Source organism: Microvirga sp. 3-52 (assembly GCF_018383585.1).
Taxonomy (GTDB): domain Bacteria; phylum Pseudomonadota; class Alphaproteobacteria; order Rhizobiales; family Beijerinckiaceae; genus Microvirga.
In genome coordinates this window covers 1-25315 of record NZ_JAHAMK010000046.1, presented here as the reverse complement: position 1 = coordinate 25315, position 25315 = coordinate 1, and the positions used below count along the sequence as shown (strand labels likewise).

The following is a 25315-nucleotide window of genomic DNA, read 5'->3' as shown; positions in this document are numbered from 1 at the left end:
TACAGTCCGGATTTGAACCCGATTGAGCAGGTCTTCTCACAGATCAAAGCACATTTGCGCAAAGCCGAAGCCCGGACCGTCGAGGCGCTCTGGCGGGCCATCGGCGACATCTGTGATCTCGTCGAGCCCGAGGCATGCCGTAACTACTTCACCGCAGCCGGATACGGATTCGTCTGAATGACCGGTGCTCTAGCCTTAAGACTTGCAATGATTTGCAGCGTCGGTATTGCATGGATGAAGGCGTCCAAGCACATCTCGGACAATGGTCAGCTTGATGGCCCGATTCCACAAAAGTCGTCCGCCCTGATGTATGGCTTTGAGCCGATGTGGTCCTGATGCATCAAACTGGTCCATTTGGAGGACAACTTTCCGGACATCTTGGGGTCAGAACAAGGTGAGCCGGGAGATCGGCAAGGAGTAGATGGTGCAAGGCCATCACAGTGAAGGAGTAGCGACCCACATTGGCCCCGAGTCATGCGCGGGCGGTCGTGAGGCCGCCCGTGAAGCGTTCACATGTGTCTTTCGTTCAACAAACAGTATGGAACTGGCCCGGTCGCCCGCACGGCGTTGCAGATTGTGGTGGATCTCGCTCAGGGTCACGGAACCGTAAATGCCCGTATCACGGGTGCCGAGCAGAATCAGATTCGACCCGTTCAGCACATGAATGTCCCGTTTGATTACGTCTTGCTCCTCGTGTGACGGGCAGCCCCGCATCGATCGCTCCTGGCCTGCGGCCTAGAGCGCGTTGATCCTGTCGAGCATGCCGGCCGGCCAGGATTTCGACAGGGGCGATTGCAGGTACTGGCGCTGGGCATAGGCTCTAAACGCCTCCACGTCGGGCGCGTAAACGTCCAGTCCGGCAGTCTTGAAGAAGTCGAGCAGCTCCGCTTCCTGCTTGATGTATTCCGCCGTGCTCCAGGCGAAGGCCTTTTCGGCGGCGGCCCTCATGCGCTGCTGCTGCTCGGGTGTCAGAGCATCGAACGTCTGGGCCCGGACCAGCAGGAGCCCGAAGCCCACATTGTGCCCCGTCAGCACAATCTGGTTCGTGACTTCGTGGAACTTCATCAGCTTGTTGTTGGGCAGCGGGTTGTCCTGGCCGTCGATCACCCCCGTCTGCAGGGCTGTATACGTTTCTGCATAGGCAATCGGCACCGGATTGGCGCCGATGGAGCGGCCCAGGAACTGCCAGCTCTCGCCGCCCGGCATGCGCAGCTTGACGCCCGCCAGATCCTCGGGCGTCATGATCTTCTTGTTGCCCTTCAGGTTCACGTGGCGTGCCCCGTAATAGGCCGGCGCCAGGATGACCACGCCGAGCTGTTCCCGGGCCATCTTGCGGAAGGCCTCACCCACGTCGCTCTTGAAGATCCTGTCCAGATGCGCCGCGTCGCGAACCACGTAGGCCGCTCCCAGAATGTCAAAGGCAGGTATTTGATTGGCGAAGTCGGACGGCGGCAGGAGCGCCATCTCCAGATTGCCGCGCTGAACCGCGACGAGCTCGGCCCCCTGCTTGAACAGGGTGCCGTTGAAATAGGGCTGGAAGTTGAACTCTTCTCCCATCTCCTTGGCGAAGATCTGGACGAGGGCAAGGGAGCGCGGCGCGTCCGCGGTGGTCACATCCGAGAACCGAAGGTTGATTTTCCCGGCGGATTGCGCGCCGGCTTCTCCAGCCGACAGGGCCGCTGCAGAGGCGGCTGCCAGGAACGTGCGACGAGACATCTTCGGGACCATAGAACTTCCTCCTTGTTGCGCCTCAAGGCGCTTCTTCAGATCGCAAAGCGGTGTTCAGGCATGCCCTGGCCGATCCCATGCACGGCAAAGACGCTTCCCGCGAGCGGCTCGGAGGCGCGCTGTTCGGGCGTCAGGAATTTTGTAGCGGTCGTGATGTAGAGCGTTCGGAGATCATCCCCTCCAAAGCACAGGCAGGTCGGGTTCGTCACCGGCAGCGGCACGACTAGATCAATCGTGCCATTCGGACGATACCGTACGACCCGGCTGCCTGCGAAGAAGGCCGTCCATATTCCGCCGTCGACGTCGACGCAGGCCCCATCGGGCCGCTCGCCCGAGGCACTATAATCGGCAAAGAGCGTCCGGTTGCGAATCTGTCCGTCGTCGATATCGAGATCGAACCGCCAGCTGCAGTAGCGGCGCGTGTCGGTGAAATAGAAGGTGCGGTTGTCCGGCGAGAAGGCTATGCCATTCGCAACCACCACCTCGTCGAAGATCGGCAGAACGGATCCGTCCGGATCGACCCGATAGAGCGACCCGTTGGGCCGGTGAAGCCCGTTGTCCATGGTGCCGATCCATAGCCGGCCCCTGGCGTCGACCCGCCCGTCGTTGAGACGGTTGTCGAGCCCGGTCTCGACCTGCGCGAAGAGGTTCAGCGCGCCGCTTGCCGGATCGCGGTGGTAGAGGCTCACATCCTTCGCGAGCACATGGGACCCGCCCTGCGTCAACGCCAGGCTGCCGAGAAAGGCGGCATCGTAGGGATAGGCGGCCCTTGCTCCGCTCGCAGGGTCGAAGGATTGAAGCTTCGGCCGCTCGATGTCGACCCACCAGAGCTTTCGCTCGCGCGCATCCCAGAGGGGCGTCTCGCCAAGCTGGTCGCTTCCGGGGATGACGCATTCCACTTTGCGCGGATCGATTGTCGTGACCATCAAGCCCCTCCCCGTCACATGCTCTCGAAATGCCGGAGCATGCGCTCAGCATCCGGCTCCAGGCCTGTAAACAGCCGGAAGGCACCCACGGCCTGGAAGACGGCCATGCCGCCGCCGGGCATGGTGCGGCACCCCCGCGCTCGGGCTTTGCGGAGCAATTCGGTTTCCAATGGGAAATAGACGATGTCAGCAACCCACAGATCCGGGCGCAGCAGATCGGCCGGAACGGCCATGCCGGGATATTTTGCCATGCCGAGTGGCGTCGTGTTCACCATGCCGTCGGCAGCAGCCATTGCCTCCTGCACGGAAGTGCCTGCTAACGCACGGCGCTCGCCAAACCGCCCGCAGAGGGAAGTCGCTAGATTTTGGGCCCGGGCTTCGTCCGTATCGACGATCGTGACTTCAGACGCCCCAGAGTTCAGCAGCGCATGAGCCACCGCGGCACCTGCGCCGCCGGCGCCGAACTGGACGACGCGATCAATCCGGGCGCCGGACAGCTCGCGCCGGAAGCTCTCGGCGAAGCCCCACCAGTCCGTATTGTGACCGACGCGACGGCCATCCTTCAGCACGACGGTATTGACAGCGCCGAGCGCCGCTGCGTCAGGCGACAGCTCGTCGAGAAGAGGGATCACGGCCTGCTTGCACGGATGAGTGATGTTGAGACCTGCAAATCCGAAGCGTTGCGCGGCGGTCAGGATGTCGGACAGGGCTGCGGCATCGAGGCCAAGCGTTTCCAGATCGATCAGCTTGTAAACATAGCGCAGGCCCTGCTCGGCGCCTTCCCGCTCATGCAATTTCGGTGTCCGCGACGCCTGAATTCCGGTGCCTACCAGACCCACGAGAACGGAAGGATGGGCTGACACCCTCGTTGTTTCATCAGCTTGGGGTGAAGGCCCTGATGAGGGATCGCTTGCCATGGGACTCAGGTCCTTGCGGGCGATTGGCCGATCATGTCGAGGATCGCGCGCACCGCAATCGGATAGCCCTTGGTGCCAAGTCCCGCGATCACGGCTGTGGCCACCGGGGAGACGTAGGATTTATGATAGATCTGTTCGCGCTTATGGATGTTCGAGATGTGCAGCTCGATCATCGGGCCTGGGAACATCTTCAGGGCATCCATGATCGCCATGGACGTGAAGGTGAAGGCGGCGGGGTTGATGATGATGCCACTGCCCTCGTCGATGGCCTCATGCACCCATTCGATAATCTCGTATTCACGGTTCGATTGCCGGAAGACAATGGGGCAGCCGGAAGCGGCGTCCCGGCATAGGGCTTCCACCTCTGCCAGGGTCGTTTGACCATAGATCTCAGGCTCGCGGGTTCCGAGGCGGTTGAGGTTGGGCCCATTAAGAATATAGATCGGCTTGCTCATTGGAATATGTCTCTGAAGGGAAGCAGGCTCATCCCTGGTAGCCGAATAGGCGCGGCAGCCAGAGCACTGTTTCGGGCACGAAGGTCAGGATTGCCAGGGCGGCCAGCATCGCAAAGAGGAATGGCATCACGTCGCGCACGATGGCGCGCAGGGGCTGTCCCGAGATATTTGCCATGATGAACAGCAGCAACCCGTAGGGTGGCGTGATCAATCCGATCATGATGTTGATGACCACCACGACGCCGAAATGCACGAGATCGATGCCCAGCGCCTGTGCGGTCGGAATGAAGACTGGAACGACAATCAGCAGGATCGCTGTTCCTTCGAGAACACACCCTAAGAGCAGCAGCAGAACGTTGACGAGAATCAGAAAGCCGGTGGGTGACAGGTCCCATCCGGCAAGCAGCGCCTTCACGCCTTCCGGGATGTTCTCGACGGTGACGACGTAGTTGAACACGAGCGAGCCTGCGATCAGCATGCCGATCGACACGCTCGTGCGAGCGCTGATTGCCAGCGAATTGTAGAAGCCGCGCCAGCTCACGCTGCGATAGAGACCAGCCGAGATGAGAAGGGCGTAGGCTGCTGCGATGGCAGCGGCTTCAGTGGGGGTCATCACGCCGCTGTAGATGCCGCCGAGCAGGACGACCGGCATCATCAGCGAGGGAAAGGCGTCCCATGTGATCCGCGGCAGCTTGCGCAGAGGCACCGGCTTCTCGACAGGGAAGTTCCTGCGGCGCGCCGTGATGGCCACGATGATCATCTGGCTCAAGGCCATCAGTAGTCCCGGGATGACGCCGCCGAGGAACAGAAAGCCAATGGACGCGTCGGATACGAGGGCATAGAGCACCATCGGAATCGATGGCGGGATAATTGGGCCGATCACGGACGAGACGGCGGTTGTGGCCGCCGCGTAGCTCGGCGTGTAGCGGCCATCGCGGGTCATCATGGCCTGCATCATGCGCCCCGTGCCGGCGGCATCCGCGATGGCCGAGCCTGACATGCCGGCAAAGATGATGCTCTGCAGGATGTTGACCTGGGCAAGGCCGCCGCGAAAGCGACCCACAAGCGCATTGCAGAAAGTCATGAGCCGGTCGGTCATGCTGCCGATGTTCATGAATTCCGCAGCCAGGATGAACAGCGGCACAGACAGGATGATGTAGTTGGAATACATGCCGTTGAGCAGCTGCTCGGCGGCCGTTCCCATATCGAGCCCTGCCAGGAGCAGGTACAAGATCGAGCCCGCAATCATCGCATGGCCGATTGGCAGCCCGAGAAATGCGAGTATCGTGATTGTGACGAGGGCGAGCGAAAAAGGGCTTGTCAGGTTCATACGCCGGAACTCGCCTTGGTGGGATCGAACTCCTCCGGCGCGACTCCGCGCAGAGCCTGCCAAGCCAGCCAGATGTAGCGGATGATGGTGGCGACCGCGAAGACGATGTAGATCGAGAACAGCCAGTCGAACCGGATCTTGAGGTAGCCGGTCTTCTCCACCTTCATGAAGGTGACGTAGTCGAGAACTGCGGGAAATGAGATCGAGTAGAGCGCGATCAGCGCGACGGCTGTGATGAGCATCATCACGCGGCGAGGGCCAGGTCCTACTGCGCCATAGATGATGTCGAAGCGAATTTCCTCGCGTTCTGTGATGACAAATGAGGCGCCCCAGAGAACGAGCCAGATCCAGAGAATGACGCTGATCTCGTGCGTCCAGCCGATCGGAAGCCCCAGAACGTACCGGAAGACAATCTGCAGGAGGAAGGCAAGGAACATCGCACCTAGCATGACGGCTGCGACATTCTCCGCGCGGCGCGCGAGCCAGGAGCCAATTGCTGGCAGCGATGAAGTCATGAAAGGTGTTCCTTCGCGAGAAGGCAATGAGCGATCATAAAAAGGGGGTCGCCGGGGCGCATCGTCCCGGCGGCCAAGGCTAATCGCCTTACATTGCGTTGATCTTGTCGACCATGCCGGCCGGCCAGCTCTTTGCGAGATCCGAGGCGAGATACTTCTTCTGCGCGAATTCGCGGAAGGCCTTCAGGTCGGGAGTATAGACCTCAAGCCCCTTCTCCTTGAAGAAGGTCGCGAGCTGCGCCTCCTGCTTCAGGTGCTCCTGCGTGCTCCACTCGATCGCCTTGTCGGCGGCCGCCTGGAAGGCTGCCTTCTTCTCCGGCGAGAGCGAGTCCCACACCTTGTTGGACACGGCCAGAACGTCGAAGCCCACAAGGTGGGAGGTCAGGGCAATCTGCGACATCACCTCGTAGAACTTCATGTTCTGAACGTTCGGCAACGGGTTGTCCTGACCGTCGATGGCGCCCGTCTGAAGCCCCGTATAGACCTCCGCATAGGCCATCGGCGTGGGGTTCGCACCCAGAGACTGGCCAAGGAACTGCCATGCGTCGCCGCCGGGCATGCGCAGCTTAATGCCGGCGAGATCCTCAGGCTTGGTGATTTTCTTGTTGGGCTTCAGGCCCACATGCCGGGCGCCGAAATAAGTCGGTCCGAGAATGTGGATGCCCAGCTTGTCCGAGGCCATCTTCTTGAGCTGTTGGCCGACGTCGCTGGCGAACACCTTTTTCAGGTGGTCGGCGTCGCGGAACAGGTAAGCGGAGGTGACGATGGACCACTCCGGAACCTGATTGGAGATGTCCTGCGGGGCGATGTTGCCCATCTCGAGGTTGCCGCGCTGCATGGCGACGAGCTCGGTGCCCTGCTTGAACAGGGTGCCGCCGTAATAGGGCTGAAGGTTGAAGCCCTGTGCCTTCACCGCCTCCCCGAACTGCTTCATCATTCCGGCCCGAATGTCCTGCTCCGAGAACACGGCGGAAAATCTTAAGTTTGTCGGGGCCTGTGCTGCGGCCGGCCCGGCTGTGCCCCATACCAGAAGGGCGGCACCCGCAGCCATCAGAACACGCCGATTGATGTCAAATCCCATGGTTTCCTCTCCTTCAAATTGCGGCGCATTGACCTGCGTCTTGGTTGGCACTATCCACTCCGACGGTTGCAAAATCAATAGTCATTAATCAAATTATCTGATATTTTGAAAATCAACCTACAGCACGATTGCTTGCCCCAAGGAAGCTGAGTGGCTCCGGGAGAGTTCATCAATGTCAAGGCATGAAACAATGGGGGCTGGATGAGCATCGAATTGATGGCGACATCCATTGCGGATCGCGCCTATGGCACGATTCGGGCCGACATCGTGTTCGGGCGCCTGAGCCCTGGCGCACGCCTGCGACTGGACCGGTTGGCAGATGTCTATGGGGCAAGCGTCAGCACCCTGCGAGAGATCCTGAGCCGCCTCTCGTCGGAGGGCCTCGTGATCGCCGAGGGACAGCGTGGCTTCCGGGTCGCCTCGGTCTCTCCTGCCGGCTTTGAGGATGTCGCGGCGATGCGGCTGCTCCTGGAGACCTACGCGCTGCCCTTGTCCTTCTCGGCAGGCGACCTGGAATGGGAGAGCCGTGTTGTAGCCGCCCATCACAAGCTTGCCTTCATGGAGCGGCGGATGCTGGCCGGCGACCAGAAGGATACGGAACTCTGGAAGCGCTACGACCGCGAGTTCCACCAATCTCTCATCGAGGCCTGTGGCTCCCAGACCCTGCTCGACCTCTATGGCAGCGTCTTCGACCAGTATCTGCGCTATCAGATGGTGGCCGTGGTCTTCCGTGGGGAGATCGCGGCGGAAGAGCACCGAACGCTGCTCGATTCTGTCCTGACGCGCAATGCCGACAGGGCTTGTGCGGTGCTGACCCAGCATGTGAACGGATGCGTGGCTTACACGCTGGAGAGCGGAGCACTGGTATGAGCGACGACGTGCACGTGATGCCACCTCCCTCCACAGTCGGGGAGAGCGCCTACCAAAAGATCCGGTCGGATATCGTGTTCGGGCGTTTGCTGCCCGGAAAGAAGCTGAAGCTCGAGCGGCTCAAGACCGATTACGGTGCGAGCGTCAGCACGCTGCGCGAAATTCTGAACCGTCTTCACTCCGAGCGCCTCGTGGTTGCCGAAGGACAGAAGGGTTTTGAGGTGGCGCCTGTCTCGATCGCGAATTTGAGGGAGATCGCCGCGCTTCGGCAGCTTCTCGAGGGCCGTGCGCTAGAGCAGTCGTTTCGGGCCGGAGACATGGAATGGGAAGGCCGCGTCGTCGCCGCCCATCACCGGCTCGCCCGGATGGAGGAGCGGATGGCTCAAGGGGACAGATCGCACACCGAGGGATGGAAACGCTACGACTGGCAGTTTCACCAGGCGCTCATCTCCGCCTGCGGATCGAAGATGCTGATCGACAACCACGCGGCAGTTTTTGACAAGTACCTGCGTTATCAGATGATCGCTCTGAGCTATCGCGGCGACATCGCCGCCAATGAACATGCCGAGCTTCTGGAGTGCGCCCTGGAGCGGGATGCCGCGCGTGCCTGTGAGGTGCTGACGCGCCACGTGGCTGGAGGCGTCGAGCATGCGCTCAGGACCGGGACCATCAGCTGACGAGAGAAGGAGCGTGCCGGATCGGCATAGGCTCCCAACCACAACCGAGGAAACGGACCGACGAGCATGCGTACTGCCATCGCCACCGTCTGCCTGAGCGGCACACTGACCGAAAAGATCGAGGCCATCGCGGCCGCGCAGTTCAAGGGCGTAGAGATCTTCGAGAACGATCTCCTGTCTTTCAACGGCACACCAGCCGATGCCAGACATATGATCGAGGGACTCGGGCTCCAGACGATCACCTTCCAGCCGTTCCGCGATTTCGAGGGCCTGCCCGAACCGCAGCGCTCGAAGGTGTTCGCCCGGGCCGAGCGCAAGTTTGACGTCATGGAAGAGCTTGGTTGCGATCTCCTGATGGTGTGCAGCAACGTCTCACCGGAGTCACTTGGCGGGATCGAGCGGGCCGCTGCGGATTTTCATGAACTCGGTGAGCGCGCCGCAAAGCGCGGCATGCGGGTGGCTTTCGAGGCTCTGTCTTGGGGGCGGCACATCCATGATTATCGCGACGCCTGGGAAGTCGTGCGACGTGCGAGCCATCCAGCGGTCGGGCTCGTGCTCGACTCCTTTCATGTACTGGCGCGCGGAACGGACCTGTCGGCGATCCGCTCCATCCCGTCGGACAAGATCTTTCTCGTGCAGATGGCAGACGCGCCGAGGCTCGACATGGATTACCTGTCCTGGAGCCGGCATTACCGCTGCTTCCCGGGACAGGGCGACCTGCCCGTCGACGCGTTCATGGATGCGCTGGGCGCGACGGGCTTCGACGGACTGCTCTCCCTGGAAATCTTCAATGACCGTTTCCGGGCAGGGTCTGCGCGCAGCGTCGCCATCGACGGACATCGCTCCCTCATTGTGATGCTCGACGAGTTGCGTCGGCGCACGGGAGCGGCTCTGCCCGACCATCCCGTGCTTCCGCCCAAGGCACTCTGTTCTGGCGTCGAGTTCGTGGAATTCGCCGTCGATGAGCGTAGCGCCGCCGGGTTCGAGCAGACCCTGAGGGGACTTGGGTTTGAAAAAGCCGGCCGTCACCGGTCGAAGGCTGTCACACGCTGGCGCCAAGGCGGTATCAACATCGTCGTGAACGCCGACAAGGAGGGCTTCGCCCATTCCTTCAACATCACGCATGGCACTTCCGTCTGCGCGCTAGCACTCCGGGTTGACGACGCGCTGGGAGCGGTTGACCGTGCCGTCACGCTCCTCGATCAGCCCTTTCAGCAGCCGGTAGGGCCGGACGAGTTGAACATACCGGCTGTTCGTGGTCTCGGCGGCAGCATCCTGTACTTCGTTGATCACAGGTCTGGACTGGATCGCCTCTGGGAGGTCGATTTCGAGCCCACCGATGTAAGTGATTTCTCAGGCGCTGGGCTAGTTTCGGTCGATCACGTCTCACAATCCATGCATTACGAGGAGATGCTGACCTGGCTCCTGTTCTACAGCTCTCTTCTCGATGTGCGGAAAACACCGGTTCAGACCGTGCTCGATCCAGGCGGCGTGGTGCAGAGCCAAGCCATCGAGACCCATGACGGCTCGCTTCGCCTGATCCTCAACGCATCGCAGAGCCAGCGCACATTGTCGTCGCGATTCTTGAACGAGCTTTTCGGATCGGGCATTCAGCACATCGCGCTCGCGACCGACAACCTTCTTGCGATAGTGCAACGACTCAAGGCTGGTGGAGTCGATCTCCTGCCGATTCCGGAGAACTACTACGACGACCTTGAGGTGAGAACCGACCTATCCGCCGAGAATGTGGAGCAACTGCGCGCCAACAACATTCTGTATGATCGCGAGGGCGGGGCCGAGTACTTCCAGGTCTATACAAAAACCCTGGAGGGCGGGTTCTTCTTCGAGATCGTGGAACGGCGCGACTACCAAGGATACGGAGCGATCAACGCACCGATCCGGTTAGCCTCGCAGACCCGGCTCGCTGACACGATGGCGCCTCAAGGACTTTGATGTAGATCGGATAAGGAGCCATGGAAGCGCAAAACATAATGGATCGGGAAGCACTGCTGATCGAAACCGCCCCCCGATCTTGCTTTTTTTCCCTGAACAGGGTGGGTGGCACACCGGAGTAAAATTCAAAGACATCTGGCTTGCTTATATCGACACCAGCATCCGGCTCAGACCAACTCACTGGCTTCCGCTCCCGCCAGAGCCCGATTAGGTGGGGACGTTGCCCGAGGAGGGCAGACGCGCCAGCCGGGCATCTAACATCGTCGTCTTGGGTGTTCAATTCGACAACATATGCCTGAGCGAAGGTGACCCCGGTTGTTGGGGAAGTTGGGATCTGCATAGGATCAAATTGGCGGGTACATTGGCGCGACTGCTTGTGGTTCGAGCTGACGTACCATGATGCCAGACTTATGGGCGCCCTAACACAGTGCCCCTGCAAGGCTGCCTGTGGACCGCTCCAGCAGAGTTCAAAGTCCCTTCCCGAGCTCGCTGCAGCAGCCCACAGCATGTGACGGTCTATTGCGCTCTCATCCGACCGATATCCGCAGCCTCCGCCTCTTTAACGTAACGATCTGCGTCCTCCGGCAACAGAAGCCGTTCGCTCACGAGGCGGTTGGCCGAACCCCGAACGGCTGCGACGTAGTCCGCGTGAGTTGGGTACCGTTCTTCAAGCGATGGACGGGGATCATGCGCCTGCTCACGCTCGGCTTTCGTCTTTGCCAGCGGGATCACCGAACCAGTCAGTCCGCAGATCGCTCCCTCGGCGAAGCCACTCTTGCGCAAGTTCCATCCAAGATACGTCGCTGTCGGCGCGGCAACGGACGGAAGGCGGATTGCCGCGATGGCGTGACCATCCGTGTCTACCTTGGCAATTGACACCGGGTACTCAGGCCCAATCTTCGGTGGAACGCTCGCATAGTCGACAACTGGCTTCTCGTTGTACTCGCCCTCGTACTTGAGCCCTGGTAGTCCGACGTAGCCAGCCTGCTTTGGCGGAACGAGTGAATCATCCTTGACGCTAGGGTATCGGCTGGGCGGCGGCTTCTTGCCCTCCGCGACCCAAGCATCCAATGACAGCAGGAGCGCCCGCATTGGTCCGCCGGCATGGAGGGGATTAGACGGGAGCTGACAGGTCGGAGTGCCGGCTGATTTTGCTGAGGCAGGAACGAAATGCGACACTCCTGCGAGGAGGTAGGCACGGACGCTCTCAGGAAGATCCAAATGCTTGCCACTCGGATCGGTCGCGACAAGGGAGATCCGAGCCTGGAAGTTTTCCGTATCAGTGTCGGTCTGCATCACCTTTGGACAGTTATTGGTGCTCAGGCACCGCTTCAGAATGCCGTCCGTCTGGCCGGTGAGCGGATCCGTAGTGACCGCATAGGTGAAAGGAAACTGGTCGCCCGGATAGAGGTGATCCTCATGATCACGCGAGTAGCGGCCCGGCTGTGCAAAGCGATAATTGATGTAGGTCTTGCGTGATCCTGCGATGTGGGGAATGAGACCGTCAAAGACCCGGCGGCCGGCCTCGTCTGTGTTGAAGCCCTGATACAGAAGGTCGCGTAAGAATCGGCCGCTTTGTGAGATGCCGAGGGCATAAGCCTGCCGAATGGGGAGTTGCCCGTTGACGGCGAGCGGATTAGCCCCGCCATTTGGAGCGACCACCTCGTGGCGCAGGAACGAGACAACATCGCGTGTTGCAGCAAAACTCACGCCGTGGACCTTGGTTTCCTTGGCCGGATAGATGAACTCGTAGATCGCACCGGCTTCGAAGCCGGATGGGCGCGTGATCTCGATCTGAGTCGGGCTGACAAACCTAAACGAGAGATCCGCAGGCTTGGCACGCTCGTTGCTCTCACGCGCTCGCACGGTCAGGGTTGCTTTTGATGGATCAAGATCCGCGGCAGGATAGGACAAATCTGCTGTGACTGGGTTCTTGGTGTGGTCGAATACGAATTCTTCCCGACTGGTGCCGGTCACCCCAGCAACGCTAGGCACCTCCAGCCCAAGCAGTGCATTCGCCGTCGCGACATCACCCTGCCAACCGCTCCAGACGATGGTATAGCCCTGCTGCATCAGGAAACCGTTTCCAGCGTCAGCCGATGCTGTCGGATCATTGCTGGTCGGAGCATCGTTCATCAGTTCGAGCCCAAGTTTCCGCCCTCGGTTCAGCACATCGTAAAATAGCTTCCCGTTCGCTTTGGAGGTGTCCGACGGTTTAAGGATGTAAACAGTCGTGGTGACCTCCACGTCACCAGAAGCATTCCTGAGAGCACGGTCGATGTCGATGATGCCTGCATTGTGAGCGTCGTCCGGTCTGAGAGCAATTTTGGCTCTGCCGATGATCTTCTCATAGACTCCAACGCTCCCAAACGACCGGCCGTCAAATGTTGGTGCCTGTCGGGTTGTCACCTCAAATTCGATGACACGTGCGTGAGCGACACAGGTGCTCAGAACGATCGCTGAAACGCAGGTCAGTAATGTCCTTACCATCAGTCTTCCTCCCGAAGCTGTTTAAATCAAGTCTCTTCGGAGCCCTTATGGTCCGTGAGCGCCTGTTACTGACCGGAGTAGATATCCGAAAACCGCTCCCGCAGGACGTTCTTTTGGACCTTGCCCATGGTGTTGCGCGGGAGATCATCGACGAATACAATCCGCTTGGGCAGCTTGAACTTTGCCAGCTTGCCCTCCAGCGCCGCCACGATCGTCTTCTCGTCGACCGTCGCTTCCTTTGAGCGGACTACGACTGCCGTCACTCCTTCACCGAAATCCTTGTGCGGCACGCCAATCACCGCGCTCTCGAACACCCCTGGAATGGCATCGATCTCGTCCTCAATCTCCTTCGGATAAACGTTGAAGCCGCCGGTGATCACCAGGTCCTTGCCGCGCCCGAGGATATGCACGTAGCCGCGCTCGTCGATCTTGCCGAGATCGCCCGTGATGAAGAAGCCGTCAGAGCGGAACTCGGCGGCGGTCTTCTCCGGCATGCGCCAGTACCCCTTGAATACGTTTGGGCCCTTCACCTCGATCATGCCGATCTCGTTCGTTGCCAACTCCTCGCCGGTGTCCGGGTTTGTGATGCGGGCCGACACCCCTGGCAGCGGCAGGCCAACGGCGCCGGGCACCCTGTCGCCGTCATATGGGTTGGAGGTGTTCATGTTCGTCTCGGTCATGCCGTAGCGCTCGAGGATGGCATGGCCGGTGCGGGCGCTCCACTCACGGTGGGTCTCGGCCAGCAGAGGCGCCGAACCCGACACAAACAGGCGCATACCGGAGGTCGCCTCTTTGGTGAGGCCAGGATGCTGCAACAGACGGACGTAGAAGGTGGGCACGCCCATCAGGGCGGTGGCGCGGGACATCAGCGCCAAGACCTCATCCGCATCGAACTTCGGCAGGAAGATCATCGACGCGCCGGAGAACAGGGTCACGTTGCTGGCCACGAACAGCCCATGGGTGTGGTAGATCGGCAGAGCATGGATCAGCACGTCGTCCGCGGTGAAGCGCCAGACCTCCTTCAGGGTCAGAGCATTGCAGACAAGGTTGTCATGGGTCAGCATGGCGCCCTTGGAGCGTCCGGTCGTACCTGACGTATAGAGGATCGCCGCCAGGTCATCGCCCGCCCTTTGCACCGTCCCGAATGCATCAGGGGCCTTGGCTGTGGCCTCCATCAGCGTGCCCTGCCCTTTGGCGTCGAGGGATTCGACGGCTGCTCCCACTTTCGAAGCCAGTTGCTCGATCCCTTCGCGTTTGGAAGGATCGCAGACGACGAGCGACGGCTCGGCATCGCCGATGAAGTACTCCAGTTCCGCCAGCGTGTAGGCTGTGTTGAGGGGCAGATAGATCGCGCCGGCCCGGACGGTCGCGAGATACAGCACCAAGGCCGGAACCGACTTCTCGACCTGGACCGCAACCCGGTCACCAGGCTTGACACCGCGTGCGACCAGCACGTTGGCCAGCTGCCCGGAGAGAGCGATCAGGTCGGCATAGCTGATGCTGTCACCGCCGGGTGTCGTGATGGCTGTCTTGGTGAGATCGGCGATCGAGCGTTCGAGCCGGTCGAACAGGTTCGCGTTCATGGAATGGGCTCCGAAGCGAGGGTCGAGGATCGACCCGGTCAAGGGATTTGGGAACGTTGCGGTCATGGGGTGGGCACCAGATCGCGGGAGGGCAGATCGATCCGCAGGGCTTTGCGCACCATAGGCGAGGCAGCCACCACGCCCTTCTCAGCGAAGGCCTCATGGTTCTTCTCGATCTCATCGAGAGCGTAGAGGTAATTCACCATCAGACCATGCGCCTGCTTCAGGCCCTTCAAGGATACGTCGCCGAGAAAGTTCAAGCGCTCGAGCCGTGCTCCGTTGCCGAGGTGGAAGCGGGCGACCGGATCGACCGGACGGCCCTTGGGATCCTTGGCCTTCAGGAAGTAGTAGGCCGCCGCTGGGAGGAGTGCGGCTCGAACTTGCTCTATTGTGTCGGGGTTATTGCTCCAGCCAGGCTCCTCCAGGCTCCCGAGGACCTCCTTGGCCAGAGTATTCAGGCAAGCCGATTCATCGGCCATCCGCTCGCGCGCGAGCCAGGCCGTAAAGCCCGGAACCGGCGAGAGGGTCACGAAGGTCTTCAGGTTCGGCAGCTCGCCCTTGAGATTCTCCACCACCTGCTTGATCAGGAAGTTGCCGAAGGACACTCCACCTAGGCCCTTCTGCGTGTTCGAGATCGAGTAGAACACGGCCGTCGTCGCCTCAGTTGCAGCAATTGGGGTGCGGCCTAAATCAAGCAGTGGACCGATCGCACCGGGGATTTCTTTGGTCAGCGCCACCTCGACGAAGATCAGAGGCTCGTCGACGAGTTGCGGGTGAAAGAAGCCGTAGCAGCGACGGTCCTCCGGCTGGAGGCGGTTGCGCAGGTCATCCCAGTTCTGGATCGCATGCACCGCCTCATAGCGGATGATCTTCTCCAGGATGTTGGCAGGCGTGGCCCAGTCGATCGGCCGCAGCACCAGAAATCCCCGATTGAACCAGGATGAGAACAAATGCGTGAAATCAGCGTCGACGCACTTCAGTCCAGAGTTTCCTTTAACGTGGTCGCTGAGCTCTTCACGCATGCGGATCAGGGCTGCGGTCCCTCCTGGGGCAAGATTGAGCCTCCTGAACAGCTCCTGCCGTCGGGGTTCGGCCGCGGCATGCAGCCCCTCCAGGGCATCCGTGCCTGTGTCCTGGCGAACCGCTTCGATCGCGTGCTCGACCCTGCTGCGATCAGGTCCGAAACGATCAGCAAGAGCCTGGAGGAACGCGAGGCGGTCCGTGCCGGGTGCGGCGCCATAGCTCGCCAGCAGGGTCTGCGCCAAAGCTACGCCGGACGCCTCACCCCTGCGCGACAGAAGCAATTCGCTCATGGCGATCAAGTCGAGTTGCGGAATTGCTCCCCGATCACTCTTGCGACCGAGCAGGGCCCGTCCCCTTTCGGTCAGCGTGTCGATGAGATCCCCAAGGAATGTAGAGGCGTCAGCCGTTCCAGGCCTCGAGCTGTAGAACTTCATGCTTGGCCTCCGTTAAACCTTCTGCGTCTCGTCCGTGCCCTCGGGTGGGCCTAACGAAAGGAACCGTTAGCCGCGTTCCCCTGTCGTCCACAACATGGCGCTGAGGAACGATGACGTGTTCATTCAACCATTCCCAGCATCTGGTTGGGCAGCCACGTCACGATGTCTGGGAAAACACAGAGAAGAATGATGGCCAGGAACATGACCAGCACGTATGGCAGCGATCCCCACAGGATGTCCTTCGTGCGGATCTCCGGCGCGATGGCGTTGATCACGAACAGATTGAGGCCAATCGGGGGTGTGATCAGGCCGACCTCCATGTTGATGGTCAGCACGATTGCGAACCAGTAGGGATCGAAGCCGGCCTGGGTGACGATCGGGAAGAGCATCGGCGCTGTCATGACGATGACGGCGACCGGTGGCAGGAACATGCCGCAAACAAGTAGGAACAGATTGATGAGCGCCATCAACACCCATCGGTTCACGTCCATGTCAGCAATTACAGATGCCACCGTTTGGGTAATGAAGAGTGACGAGAGGGCGAACGCGAAGAGTTCGGCCGACGCCATGATCATCATGATCATGACGCTTTCGCGCATAGCAGAGCCGAATATTCCGGCAACGGCCCGGAACCGGAACAGCCGGTAGGAGATGATGACGACCAGCAGGGTGAGCAGCGCACCGGCACCTGCCGCCTCGGACGGTGTCGCCAGGCCGCCATAGAGCACGTAAAGTGTTCCGGCGATGATCAGCAGGAACGGCAGGATGCGTGGCAGTCCGGCAAGGCGTTCCTTGAACGTATAGCGGATGGCGCGGGCGTCGAACTCATATCCTTTGCGCTTGCAGTCGATGATCGCCCAAATCATGAACATGACTGTCAGCATGATGCCAGGGACCACTCCGGCCATGAACAGACGGCCAATCGACGTTTCAGTGGCGATGCCATAGACGATGAGCGTAACAGAGGGTGGAATGAGGATGCCGAGCGTACCACCGGCTGCGATGGAGCCGGTCGCGACGGAAGTGGGATAGCCGCGCCGGAGCATCTCCGGGATCCCCATTTTGCCGATCGCCGCACAGGTCGCGGGCGACGAGCCGGTCATGCCGGAGAAGATCGCACAGGCGCCGATGTTGGAGAGCACAAGTCCCCCGGGGATTCGGTTCAGCCAGCGATCGAGGGCCGAGTAGAGATCCGATCCCGCAGGCGAGGAAGCCACGGCGGCTCCCATCAGCACGAACATCGGAATGGAGACGTAGGCAAGGTTCGCGATGCCCGAGAACATCGTGTCCCCAAGCACGTAGAAGATCTCTAGGCCATCCTGCAAGAACAGCGCGGCAAAAGCCGCGAGGCCAAGGGCGAAGGCGATCGGCATGCCGGTCCCTAGCAGGACGAAGAGAGCCGCGATGATCAGTAGTCCGGCGACAGTCGGACTCATCGCGGGAACTCCTTCGTTTGAGGCAGGTCGATAACGTCATCGAGGATCGGTGAGCCGGCCAACGGCGCATGATCGCCTGCCTGCGCCTCGTCGGTTGTGACGAGCGTCAGAATCTGGGCTACGTATTGGAGGCAGAGCAGCCCGAAGCCGAGAGGAAGCGTCGCGAGCGGCACCCACAGCGGCGGTGCCCACATGCTGGAATGCTTCCAGTTCCCGCTCCAGGCGTCGTGGAACTGCACCCAGGTCGCGATGAGCATGACAATGCAGAAGGTCAGCCCGAGCAGGCTGCTTACGATCCGCATCCTGGCTCGGGTCCGCTCCTTCACCATGAGTTCAATTACGTCGACACCAACATGGCCGCCTGTCATCAGAACATAGGGCGCACCGAGAAACATCGCTGCCGTGGCCGAGAAGACGACGAAGTCGGTTTGCCAGATCGTTGGCAGGCGGAAGACGTAGCGCATGAGGATCATCTGGCAGACAACAAGCATCGCTGCGATGATCAGGAGGGTCGCCAGAACCGCGAACAGGCGCGACAGGTTTCCTACCCCCCGGATGAAAGGCTTGACCATATTGGGCTTCCTCGTGGGCAGAGGTTGCATATGGCGGCGAGTACCGTGCCGCGCCGCCATCGGCGTTGGCTCTTACTCCACGGCCAAGGCTTTCTCGATCAGTTTGTCGCCGCCTGGTACTTTCGCGGCAAAGTTCTTGTAGGCGGACTGCTTAGCTAGATCGAGCCAGGCGTTGTAGTCTGCTTTCGACATCTCGACGACTTCGACACCCGCCTTCTTGTAGGCATCGATCATGATCTGGTCGCCCTTGCGGACCTCCTCATTGAAATAGGCCTCCGCTTTCTCGCCTGCCGCGAGGATCGCCTTCTGCTGCTCGGGCTTCAGCCTCTCGAAAACCTTCTTCGACATGAGCACAGGCTCATACATGAACCAAAGTGCATTCTCGCCCGGTGCGGTCAGGCACTTGGCATGCTCGAAGAGGCGGTAGGAGACAAAACTCGCTGAGGACGTATTGGCGGCATCGAGCACACCGGTTTGCATGCCGGTATAGATCTCTGAGGACGGCATCGAGGAAATCGACGCGCCCGCGGCAGCCAGCATCTCCTCGAAGGCCGGGCCGGCGGCACGGATTACCTGTCCCTTGATCGTGTCCGGAGCGGTGATGCAATTCTTCTTGGAAGCGAAGGCACCCGATAACCAGGCATCGGCGATTACCACGGCTCCGGCACTGTCGACGATCTTCTTGATATCGGCCATGAACTCGGAATCGTTGAGCCGCAGCGCCCGGTCGAAGTTGCCGACCAGCCCCGGCATCAGAGTTGCGGAGAATTCAGGATGACGGCCTGAAGCGTAGTCGAGCGGGAACGAGGTCAGGTCGAGCAGGCCACGCGTCACGGCGTTCCACTGATCGTTCGGCTTGTAAAGCGAGGAGCCGGGGAAGACCTGAATTTTGAGCCCGACATTGGCGGCCTCGACGTCGCGGGCGATGATCTGCACCATCTCGTCGCGAATGTCGCCCTTGCCGCCCGGGAACTGGTGGGACGCCTTCAGAACAGTCTGGGCCAACGCACCCGAGGCGAGCATGCCGCCCAAGGACAAAACAGCAGAGAACTTCAGCAGCTTCGCACGTTTCCTCATTCTTTCCTCCCGGATATTCCGGCAATTCTGCCAGATTATCAGCAATGTGCTGCCTTATTGCGCACATTGTCAACTACTGTGTATACAAGATAGGATGATCTCGCATTGGGTCTGGCTGAGTAAGCTTTCCTATCGAACGAGGAGCGGATGGCCGAGAACACGTTTCACAAGCTCAGGGACGAGATCGAGAACGGCATCCTGAAGGGCGAGTTCGAGCCCGGTGAGCGCCTGGACGAAGTCCAACTGGCCACTCACTTCGGGGTATCGCGTACCCCGATCCGGGAAGCTCTCATGCAGTTAAGCGCGATTGGCCTTGTCGAGATCCGCCCGCGACGCGGCGCTGTCGTTGTTGATCCGGGTCCAGAACGGGTATTCGAGATGTTCGAGGTCATGGCGGAACTCGAGGGCATGGCCGGAGCTCTGGCCGCCCGTCGTCATACAAATCAGGACCGCAGCGCCTTGCTTGCCGCTCACAAGAAGTGCGAGAGCGCGGCGACCAGTCAGGATCCGGACAGCTACTATTACGAGAACGAGGCGTTTCATCTCGCCATTTATGCGGCGAGCCACAGCGGCTTTTTGGAGGAACAATGTGCAGCGCTGCATCGGCGGCTGCGCCCGTACCGACGCTTACAGTTGCATGTGCACAACCGCATGAAGACCTCCTTAAAAGAACACGGCGAAATCGTCGAGGCTATTCTGGCTGGCGATGCGGAGGCCGCTCGGTCGTTGCTGCGCATTCACATCGCCGTTCAGGGCGACCGGTTCAGCGATCTCGTCTCCAACCTCGGCAAGCGAACACGCCCGAAATCAACAACGGCCTGAGCTGAAGCTGATTCCAGTATCTCCTCAACTGTGCTTACAGGGCATTAGGGTTGGCTGACGCCGAGGGCCTAGCGCAAGCGCGTGGAGGGGATGTCCTTATTCAACTGCAGCATCAGCCACAAGCCGGACAACCACACTCGAAGCGGGAGCTTCGTCGCATCGCCGGTGTCAGGCTTAAGGACGGCAGCGAGGTCATTCCGATGCCGACAAACAGCGCCGCCTGATCGGCCTCATTACCTAAAATACGTCATAGCTCATCGGCAGCCATGGCCATCCTGTCCCGACCGCGCCCTTGCCATCGACCTCCCCACCAAATCTGGTGCATCTTAGACCAATTGCGCTTACGCGAGCCCTTGAATGAGGAGCGACAACAGTGCACCCTGGAATGTAGTCATCGGGAAGGCTGGGAACCTGCGATTAAGCAGCAGGGGCCATCTTAATCACTGTAGATTTTTAGAATGTGGAGCCAATTAATGCCGTCAAACAAGCGAATTGCCTGGGAGCGCAGCCTGGTTGTTCTTTGCACTGGACTGTTCGTCTCTGCCTTAGCGCTCACCTGGATCTCACAGGTTTGACGCTGCTTGTTGCAATGTTTGGTGATGCGCAAACTCAAGACGCTTGAATTTCACCCGTAGGGTGCGGTCTGCTTCTATGTTCCGGAGCTATGGAGAGCTGGCCGAGGCAAATATTAATGCGCTGGCTCGCCCGTATCATACACACGTTCACGAAGCTAATTCAAACGTCCCTGTCACCGGTCGATCAAGTTCAATACAGATCCACCTGCGCTCGTTGCACGGCTGAAGCACGTCTTAAGTGGCAGAGCTTACAGCATTGGAATTCCGACATCGGCTTTCTACCATTGCTTAAGGCTTTTGTACCGAAGGATCCGGCATAGCCTTACTCGAGTCCTCTGGGCCAGAGGCTTTGGCATCGATGCTGTCCTTGAAAGCTGGGGCACTCTGAAGTTGCTCCTTGGTCATCTTCAGAATGAGTCGATCTGGAATGCCAGTATCATGCCGCGCAGCTGCACCGGTTGCAGGAGCAGATGGGACTGTCGTCGTTCCAGGTTGAGCATCGGTGGCCGGTGAAGACGGGGCCCCCATCGCGCCAGACGAAGAGGCTGTTTTAGGATTCGTTTCAACCGCTCCAGGCTGGAACAGCAGCAGGGACATGGGAACGGCAACGTCCTTCTCACCAATCCCCAAAAAGCCTCCAACTCCGATAATCACCGCAGCCACCTGCCCGCTGCGACTGATCAGAACATCATTGATCTCCCCGATATTTTCATTGTTGGCTCCGTACACGCGCGTTCCGCGCAGATTGGTTGAGCGAAATTGATCCGGCTGGCGCATCTCAAGAAAGACAGGGCTTTTTGGAGCGGCTGGCCCCGCGTTAGCCGTGCCTGCTTCCGGTAACGGTTGCGATGAGGAAGTCTGCGCCGATGCAGGACCAGACACCAACAGCCAGGTTACAAGCCAAGCGCCTACAAAAGGCTTACCCATGCACTCTTCTCCACATTCGACGTGGCATTATTCTGCCCTTAGCGACCGAAGGATACAATGTGCGATCTGATTGCTCCTATTGGGCAACTGCGCCAATCTCAGCCGAGTCGATATAGTGTCTGAGGCTCGCAACAGGACTGCATGGGCTCTCTTATGACTCACGCAAGTGTAATCATGTTCTTTGTATCAGCAACGTTGTGATCAGATTCCATCAGCCCTCTCGATGACCATCAGGAGACTCAAGGTCACCTTGAAAAAGCTCATAAAGGCGGCAAGGCTGTGTCTTTGCCGGGTCGCCGACAACCCTTGCGTTCGCGAGCCCCCCAAGGATTAAGCCTGCGAAAACAGGCTTAAGCGACAGGAGAGAGCAGCGCGCCGTGCCACGACAAAAGCATGAATCTAAAGGCCTGTCGGGCCGCCACAGCTCTCTTCCGGCCACGACAGGCGTTGAGCAGGAAGCCGAGCTCAGTCAGCCCGTCGAGGTAGCCGAAGCTGTCGAGCAGGCAACGCAGCATGTTCTGAGTGCAGAGGCTGACAAGCCACCCCGCCCGAGCAGTATTATCAGCGACCTGTATCGTCTCTCCCGCGATCTGTTGCACGGTCGAGTGGGCTGGCCTGTGATCCGACTGTTTCTTGCCATTGTCGTGGTGCTGATCGGCAATATGTTCGGGCAGGTGCGATTGAACGAATGGAACGGTGCGTTCTTCGATGCCGTCGAGAAGCGAAACTCTGTCGCGTTTCTGAACCAGCTCGTTGTCTTCCTCATCATCATCGCCGTCCTGCTGGCGCTCGTCGTGGCCCAGACCTGGCTTCAGGAGAGACTCAAAATACGCCTGAGGGAGCGGCTGACCCATACCCTGTTCGACGTCTGGCTTCAGCCCGCTCGAGCCTATCAACTCGGTCATGTTGGTCCATCTGGATCCCAAGCCGATCAACGCCTCCAGGAAGACTGCCGCTTGTTCGCAGAGTTTACGACCGAGCTTGGGGTGGGGATGCTGCAGGCGTTCCTTCTGCTCGTCAGCTTCATCGGCGTTCTGTGGACCCTCTCGTCCTATGCCAGCTTCGAATTTGAAGGCCGTGAGATCGTGATCCCGGGCTATATGGTGTGGGTCGCCGTTGTCTATGCCGTCATTGGGTCAGGCTTGACTTGGCTTGTAGGCCGACCGCTCATCCGTCTGAATACCGAACGCTATGCCCGCGAGGCAGACCTGCGCTTTGCCATCGTTCGCGTGAGTGAGAGCGCCGAAAGCGTCGCTCTCTATTCGGGTGAGCCCGACGAGCGCCGCAACCTCAACAGCTTTCTCGACGCCGTCCTTCTGTCAACGCGCCGCCTGTCGGGGGCTTTGGCGCGCCTGACATGGATCACATCGGGCTATGGGTGGCTTGGGATTGTGGTGCCGATTCTTGCCGCGGCCCCAGGCTATTTCACCGGGCGGCTTTCGTTCGGCGAGATGATGATGGTCGTGGGGGCCTTCAACCAGGTTCAGGCCGCCTTGCGGTACTTCGTCGACAACTTTCCCAAGATCGCTGATTGGCGGTCAGCCGTGCTGCGGATAGCAGGGTTCCGGCAGGCGGCCCTTGACCTGGATCGCATTGCAGTCGGCAGCCGACGCATCGAGCTTCGCAACCATCCCAAGGGATGGCTCAGTTTCGAGAACCTTTCTATTGCATTGAATGATGGAAGCATTCTCATCGATGAGGCAACGGCCGAGGTCCGCACCGGCGAGCGTGTCTTGATCGTCGGCGCCTCCGGATCAGGCAAGAGCACTTTGTTTCGCGCGATCGCCGGGCTGTGGCCCTGGGGATCAGGCGTTATTTGTACTCCCGCTGGTCGTGACATGATGTTTTTGCCGCAACGCCCCTATCTGCCGCTTGGCAGCCTTCGTTCGGCCATCTGCTACCCGGCTGGCCCGGATACGTTCGATGATGCGGCGGTCAAGGTCGCTTTGGATCGGGTTCACCTTGATGAATTCGCCAAGACTCTCGATCGCGCCGAGCGCTGGGACAGGTCGCTTTCACTCGGACAGCAGCAGCGTGTAGCGTTCGCGCGCGTCCTCCTCCACAAACCGAAGTGGGTGTTCATGGATGAGGCCACATCGGCGCTTGACAACGACAACCAAGCCTCGATGTTGTCGATCTTCGAGCAGGAGCTTGCGAGCACGTCGGTGCTGTCGATTGGCCATCGACCCGGCCTCGAGAGGTTTCACACGCGCACACTTCATATCCGCAAAACCGATGAAGGTGCCGTTCTCTTGACCCTTCCAGTTTCCCGAACAGACAAACCTTGGCTGCGTTGGCTTCATCGGTTCCGTGTGAGGTAAAGCTGGACCTCTTCTGTGAGATTGCATGGCACTGACTCAGAGCTACCTTGGTGCATACCAGCATGCTTCAGTTCCTCGGCGGAGCTGCGGCGCTCGCAGCCGAATTTGAGGCTGGATTGTTTGACTGACTGCTCAAGCGCTTGCGGAGTTCCTCTGACCGATTCTGAAGCTCCTCCTGCATCTTCTTCTGCTGCTCGGCCAATACCTCTGGATCAACGGGTGGTCCGTCGAAAGCCTTTCCGAACCCTTCCGTCGGTACAACAAACGTCGCCACTGCGCCAGTTTGGTTCCGGGCGCTGACATTCAACACTGTGCCTTTCTTCAGAGCGGTGATAAAGTCGTCCCTCACCTCAGCCTCGGCAAAGCAACCATGTGGGAGGCACGTCGCGTAGCGGCCGGCGACCGGCCGCCCCTTATCCACTGTGATCCGAATGCCAGGAGCCACAAGGAAGCCGAGCGGCGTCAGGATCCGCACCGTCTTCCTGGCTCCCTTGCCCTTGGCATTATAAACAGCCACGGCCAAAACCCGCTGTCCCTTGTCGGTGACGAAGTCACGTGTGGTATAGCACACCTCCATCGTCGCCCTCTCGTCCTTCCCACACACCTTGGTCCAATCCGGCTGGGCTGGCTCGGGTTTCAGTTGGACAATCACAGGATGGCCCGTCTGGGGCTGAGCCGGCTGACCGTTAGGGGCAGGCTTCTTGGGCTTCGGTGCCTGCGCCGAGGTCTGGGCCAGTCCGGGCAAGGGGCTGAGTGCGAGCACCGCCGCGGTCAAGGATCCTGCAAGGCGGGAGGTGAATGGCATAGGGGAGGTTCTCCTCTCGTTGAAGCATGCTGTCATGGGAGCGATCAAGGAATCGAGTTACTCCAGAGTCGCAGTCTGGTTCGAGGCGGTTAGCTGACGCAGCGTTGGCGAGTCGAGCTCGCTCGTCACCTTCAGTTCGTGATCGTGCTGGAAGTTCTCAAGCGCTTGCCGCGTCCTTGGCCCCATGATCCCGTCGACCGAGAGAGGGCCATAGCCGAGTTTGGTCAGGGCCTTCTGTGCTGTGACAATGCTCACGTGATCAGCCTCTCGCTCCCGGGCCGCCGGCGAGGCAATTGCTCCACTGGTAGCCCGGATCTGGCCTGATGTGTCTCTGGCTGCAGCCTGCTCCTCTCGAAGACGGGTAAGGTCTGTCTGGAGTTGGTCGCGGGCCTGCTTCAAACTCTCCTGTTCCTGGCGCAGTGCAGCCACATCTGATCTGAGCTTCTCCAGGGTACCAACAGCGGCCTCCCGCTGGGTGCGCCCGTTGAGCAGTTCCATCTGCCTCCGATGCAGGCTGGCGACCTGACCGCGCAGATGCTCCTCGAATTCGGCCGCCGACTGCCGCGACAAGAATAGCAGCGCCCATCCGACAATGGCGACGAGAGCCAATATGCTAGAGCAACGGCAGTTCTGACGGAGTCCTTGGGGCTATGCGGCGCGGCGGCTTCGTGATTCACTTGTCTCAGCCCTCTTTCTGGGAGGAGATGAGCGATGACCAAGTCCTACTCGCTGGATCTGCGCCGCCGAGTGGCGCGCTTTGTCGAGGCGGGGCATTCCTGTCACGCGGCCGCCCGCCAC

The 25315-nt window shown here is 60.0% G+C and carries 22 protein-coding genes and 1 pseudogene; 6 read left to right on the top strand and 17 right to left on the bottom strand.

Annotated elements, in window-relative coordinates; genetic code table 11:
* A pseudogene (locus tag KHP60_RS22870) lies at positions 1 to 177 on the top strand (IS630 family transposase); the annotation flags it as partial.
* A 258-nt stretch (positions 178 to 435) separates the two neighbouring features.
* On the opposite strand, the gene KHP60_RS22865 reads toward KHP60_RS22870, so the two are convergent.
* The 8 genes from KHP60_RS22865 to dctP (KHP60_RS22830) form a co-directional block, all read right to left on the bottom strand.
* Entirely contained in the window at positions 436 to 714 is a 279-nt protein-coding gene (locus tag KHP60_RS22865) for a type II 3-dehydroquinate dehydratase (protein ID WP_213566593.1), read from the bottom strand.
* 21 nt (positions 715 to 735) lie between these two features.
* Positions 736 to 1728: a sialic acid TRAP transporter substrate-binding protein SiaP gene (locus tag KHP60_RS22860; protein WP_213566592.1), complete on the bottom strand. Its 993-nt coding sequence runs from the start codon at positions 1726 to 1728 to the stop codon at positions 736 to 738.
* Between the two features lie 35 nt (positions 1729 to 1763).
* Complete coding sequence (locus tag KHP60_RS22855) at positions 1764 to 2654, bottom strand: SMP-30/gluconolactonase/LRE family protein (protein WP_213566591.1); 891 nt, start codon at positions 2652 to 2654, stop codon at positions 1764 to 1766.
* A 14-nt stretch (positions 2655 to 2668) separates the two neighbouring features.
* Positions 2669 to 3517, bottom strand: a complete 849-nt coding sequence (locus KHP60_RS22850) for a shikimate dehydrogenase (RefSeq protein ID WP_311925242.1) — start codon at positions 3515 to 3517, stop codon at positions 2669 to 2671.
* Positions 3518 to 3576: 59 nt separating this feature from the next.
* On the bottom strand, positions 3577 to 4026 hold the full coding sequence (locus tag KHP60_RS22845; RefSeq protein WP_213566589.1) for a type II 3-dehydroquinate dehydratase: 450 nt from the start codon (positions 4024 to 4026) through the stop codon (positions 3577 to 3579).
* A gap of 28 nt (positions 4027 to 4054) precedes the next feature.
* Entirely contained in the window at positions 4055 to 5356 is a 1302-nt protein-coding gene (locus tag KHP60_RS22840) for a TRAP transporter large permease (protein ID WP_213566588.1), read from the bottom strand.
* The gene (locus tag KHP60_RS22835; RefSeq protein WP_213566587.1) at positions 5353 to 5871 is read right to left on the bottom strand and encodes a TRAP transporter small permease; all 519 of its coding nucleotides are present in this window, start codon (positions 5869 to 5871) and stop codon (positions 5353 to 5355) included. Before KHP60_RS22835 ends, KHP60_RS22840 begins: the two co-directional genes overlap by 4 nt.
* An 88-nt stretch (positions 5872 to 5959) precedes the next feature.
* Positions 5960 to 6952 (bottom strand): TRAP transporter substrate-binding protein DctP, encoded by a 993-nt coding sequence (gene dctP / locus KHP60_RS22830; RefSeq protein ID WP_213566586.1) that lies wholly within the window; start codon positions 6950 to 6952, stop codon positions 5960 to 5962.
* A 201-nt stretch (positions 6953 to 7153) separates the two neighbouring features.
* On the opposite strand from dctP (KHP60_RS22830), the gene KHP60_RS22825 reads away from it, so the two are divergent.
* The 3 genes from KHP60_RS22825 (at position 7154) to KHP60_RS22815 (ending at position 10452) form a co-directional block, all read left to right on the top strand.
* Positions 7154 to 7822 carry a GntR family transcriptional regulator gene (locus KHP60_RS22825; protein ID WP_213566585.1) on the top strand — a complete coding sequence of 223 codons (669 nt, stop codon included), beginning with the start codon at positions 7154 to 7156 and terminating at the stop codon, positions 7820 to 7822.
* Complete coding sequence (locus tag KHP60_RS22820; RefSeq protein WP_249689050.1) at positions 7819 to 8499, top strand: GntR family transcriptional regulator; 681 nt, start codon at positions 7819 to 7821, stop codon at positions 8497 to 8499. Before KHP60_RS22825 ends, KHP60_RS22820 begins: the two co-directional genes overlap by 4 nt.
* Before the next feature lie 66 nt (positions 8500 to 8565).
* Entirely contained in the window at positions 8566 to 10452 is a 1887-nt protein-coding gene (locus KHP60_RS22815; RefSeq protein WP_213566584.1) for a bifunctional sugar phosphate isomerase/epimerase/4-hydroxyphenylpyruvate dioxygenase family protein, read from the top strand.
* A gap of 516 nt (positions 10453 to 10968) precedes the next feature.
* Here the strand turns inward: KHP60_RS22815 and KHP60_RS22810 are convergent.
* From KHP60_RS22810 to dctP (KHP60_RS22785), 6 genes are all read right to left on the bottom strand, one after another.
* Entirely contained in the window at positions 10969 to 12942 is a 1974-nt protein-coding gene (locus KHP60_RS22810; RefSeq protein ID WP_213566583.1) for an alpha/beta hydrolase domain-containing protein, read from the bottom strand.
* A gap of 65 nt (positions 12943 to 13007) precedes the next feature.
* Entirely contained in the window at positions 13008 to 14525 is a 1518-nt protein-coding gene (locus tag KHP60_RS22805; protein ID WP_213566595.1) for a malonyl-CoA synthase, read from the bottom strand.
* A 62-nt stretch (positions 14526 to 14587) separates the two neighbouring features.
* The gene (locus KHP60_RS22800; protein WP_213566582.1) at positions 14588 to 15982 is read right to left on the bottom strand and encodes a malonyl-CoA decarboxylase; all 1395 of its coding nucleotides are present in this window, start codon (positions 15980 to 15982) and stop codon (positions 14588 to 14590) included.
* 119 nt (positions 15983 to 16101) lie between these two features.
* Positions 16102 to 17418 (bottom strand): TRAP transporter large permease, encoded by a 1317-nt coding sequence (locus tag KHP60_RS22795; protein ID WP_213566581.1) that lies wholly within the window; start codon positions 17416 to 17418, stop codon positions 16102 to 16104.
* Positions 17415 to 17990 (bottom strand): TRAP transporter small permease subunit, encoded by a 576-nt coding sequence (locus KHP60_RS22790; RefSeq protein ID WP_213566580.1) that lies wholly within the window; start codon positions 17988 to 17990, stop codon positions 17415 to 17417. The genes KHP60_RS22795 and KHP60_RS22790 overlap by 4 nt, the downstream gene beginning before the upstream one ends.
* 72 nt (positions 17991 to 18062) lie before the next feature.
* Positions 18063 to 19067 carry a TRAP transporter substrate-binding protein DctP gene (gene dctP, locus KHP60_RS22785; RefSeq protein WP_213566579.1) on the bottom strand — a complete coding sequence of 335 codons (1005 nt, stop codon included), beginning with the start codon at positions 19065 to 19067 and terminating at the stop codon, positions 18063 to 18065.
* Positions 19068 to 19214: 147 nt separating this feature from the next.
* Here dctP (KHP60_RS22785) and KHP60_RS22780 point away from each other — a divergent pair, with 147 nt between their 5' ends.
* On the top strand, positions 19215 to 19889 hold the full coding sequence (locus KHP60_RS22780) for a GntR family transcriptional regulator (RefSeq protein ID WP_213566578.1): 675 nt from the start codon (positions 19215 to 19217) through the stop codon (positions 19887 to 19889).
* An 863-nt stretch (positions 19890 to 20752) separates the two neighbouring features.
* Here the strand turns inward: KHP60_RS22780 and KHP60_RS22775 are convergent.
* Complete coding sequence (locus tag KHP60_RS22775; protein WP_213566577.1) at positions 20753 to 21391, bottom strand: PRC-barrel domain-containing protein; 639 nt, start codon at positions 21389 to 21391, stop codon at positions 20753 to 20755.
* A gap of 377 nt (positions 21392 to 21768) precedes the next feature.
* Between KHP60_RS22775 and KHP60_RS22770 the strand changes: the two genes are divergently transcribed.
* Positions 21769 to 23712 carry an ABC transporter ATP-binding protein/permease gene (locus KHP60_RS22770; protein WP_213566576.1) on the top strand — a complete coding sequence of 648 codons (1944 nt, stop codon included), beginning with the start codon at positions 21769 to 21771 and terminating at the stop codon, positions 23710 to 23712.
* Between the two features lie 67 nt (positions 23713 to 23779).
* Here the strand turns inward: KHP60_RS22770 and KHP60_RS22765 are convergent, their stop codons facing one another.
* The gene (locus tag KHP60_RS22765; RefSeq protein ID WP_213566575.1) at positions 23780 to 24517 is read right to left on the bottom strand and encodes an invasion associated locus B family protein; all 738 of its coding nucleotides are present in this window, start codon (positions 24515 to 24517) and stop codon (positions 23780 to 23782) included.
* 57 nt (positions 24518 to 24574) lie between these two features.
* Positions 24575 to 25087 carry a peptidoglycan-binding protein gene (locus tag KHP60_RS22760; protein ID WP_249689048.1) on the bottom strand — a complete coding sequence of 171 codons (513 nt, stop codon included), beginning with the start codon at positions 25085 to 25087 and terminating at the stop codon, positions 24575 to 24577.
* Positions 25088 to 25315: the final 228 nt, after the last annotated feature.

Excerpts from the sequence above, each read along its gene's own strand:
- dctP (WP_213566579.1), bottom strand. The coding sequence starts at position 19,067 with ATGAGGAAACGTGCGAAGCTGCTGAAGTTCTCTGCTGTTTTGTCCTTG.
- KHP60_RS22855 (WP_213566591.1), bottom strand. The coding sequence starts at position 2,654 with ATGGTCACGACAATCGATCCGCGCAAAGTGGAATGCGTCATCCCCGGA.
- KHP60_RS22860 (WP_213566592.1), bottom strand. The coding sequence starts at position 1,728 with ATGGTCCCGAAGATGTCTCGTCGCACGTTCCTGGCAGCCGCCTCTGCA.
- KHP60_RS22865 (WP_213566593.1), bottom strand. The coding sequence starts at position 714 with ATGCGGGGCTGCCCGTCACACGAGGAGCAAGACGTAATCAAACGGGAC.
- KHP60_RS22795 (WP_213566581.1), bottom strand. The coding sequence starts at position 17,418 with ATGAGTCCGACTGTCGCCGGACTACTGATCATCGCGGCTCTCTTCGTC.
- KHP60_RS22820 (WP_249689050.1), top strand. The coding sequence starts at position 7,819 with ATGAGCGACGACGTGCACGTGATGCCACCTCCCTCCACAGTCGGGGAG.
- KHP60_RS22840 (WP_213566588.1), bottom strand. The coding sequence starts at position 5,356 with ATGAACCTGACAAGCCCTTTTTCGCTCGCCCTCGTCACAATCACGATA.
- KHP60_RS22805 (WP_213566595.1), bottom strand. The coding sequence starts at position 14,525 with ATGAACGCGAACCTGTTCGACCGGCTCGAACGCTCGATCGCCGATCTC.
- KHP60_RS22845 (WP_213566589.1), bottom strand. The coding sequence starts at position 4,026 with ATGAGCAAGCCGATCTATATTCTTAATGGGCCCAACCTCAACCGCCTC.
- KHP60_RS22775 (WP_213566577.1), bottom strand. The coding sequence starts at position 21,391 with ATGGGTAAGCCTTTTGTAGGCGCTTGGCTTGTAACCTGGCTGTTGGTG.
- KHP60_RS22825 (WP_213566585.1), top strand. The coding sequence starts at position 7,154 with ATGAGCATCGAATTGATGGCGACATCCATTGCGGATCGCGCCTATGGC.
- KHP60_RS22815 (WP_213566584.1), top strand. The coding sequence starts at position 8,566 with ATGCGTACTGCCATCGCCACCGTCTGCCTGAGCGGCACACTGACCGAA.
- KHP60_RS22835 (WP_213566587.1), bottom strand. The coding sequence starts at position 5,871 with ATGACTTCATCGCTGCCAGCAATTGGCTCCTGGCTCGCGCGCCGCGCG.
- dctP (WP_213566586.1), bottom strand. The coding sequence starts at position 6,952 with ATGGGATTTGACATCAATCGGCGTGTTCTGATGGCTGCGGGTGCCGCC.
- KHP60_RS22780 (WP_213566578.1), top strand. The coding sequence starts at position 19,215 with ATGGCCGAGAACACGTTTCACAAGCTCAGGGACGAGATCGAGAACGGC.
- KHP60_RS22765 (WP_213566575.1), bottom strand. The coding sequence starts at position 24,517 with ATGCCATTCACCTCCCGCCTTGCAGGATCCTTGACCGCGGCGGTGCTC.
- KHP60_RS22810 (WP_213566583.1), bottom strand. The coding sequence starts at position 12,942 with ATGGTAAGGACATTACTGACCTGCGTTTCAGCGATCGTTCTGAGCACC.
- KHP60_RS22800 (WP_213566582.1), bottom strand. The coding sequence starts at position 15,982 with ATGAAGTTCTACAGCTCGAGGCCTGGAACGGCTGACGCCTCTACATTC.
- KHP60_RS22790 (WP_213566580.1), bottom strand. The coding sequence starts at position 17,990 with ATGGTCAAGCCTTTCATCCGGGGGGTAGGAAACCTGTCGCGCCTGTTC.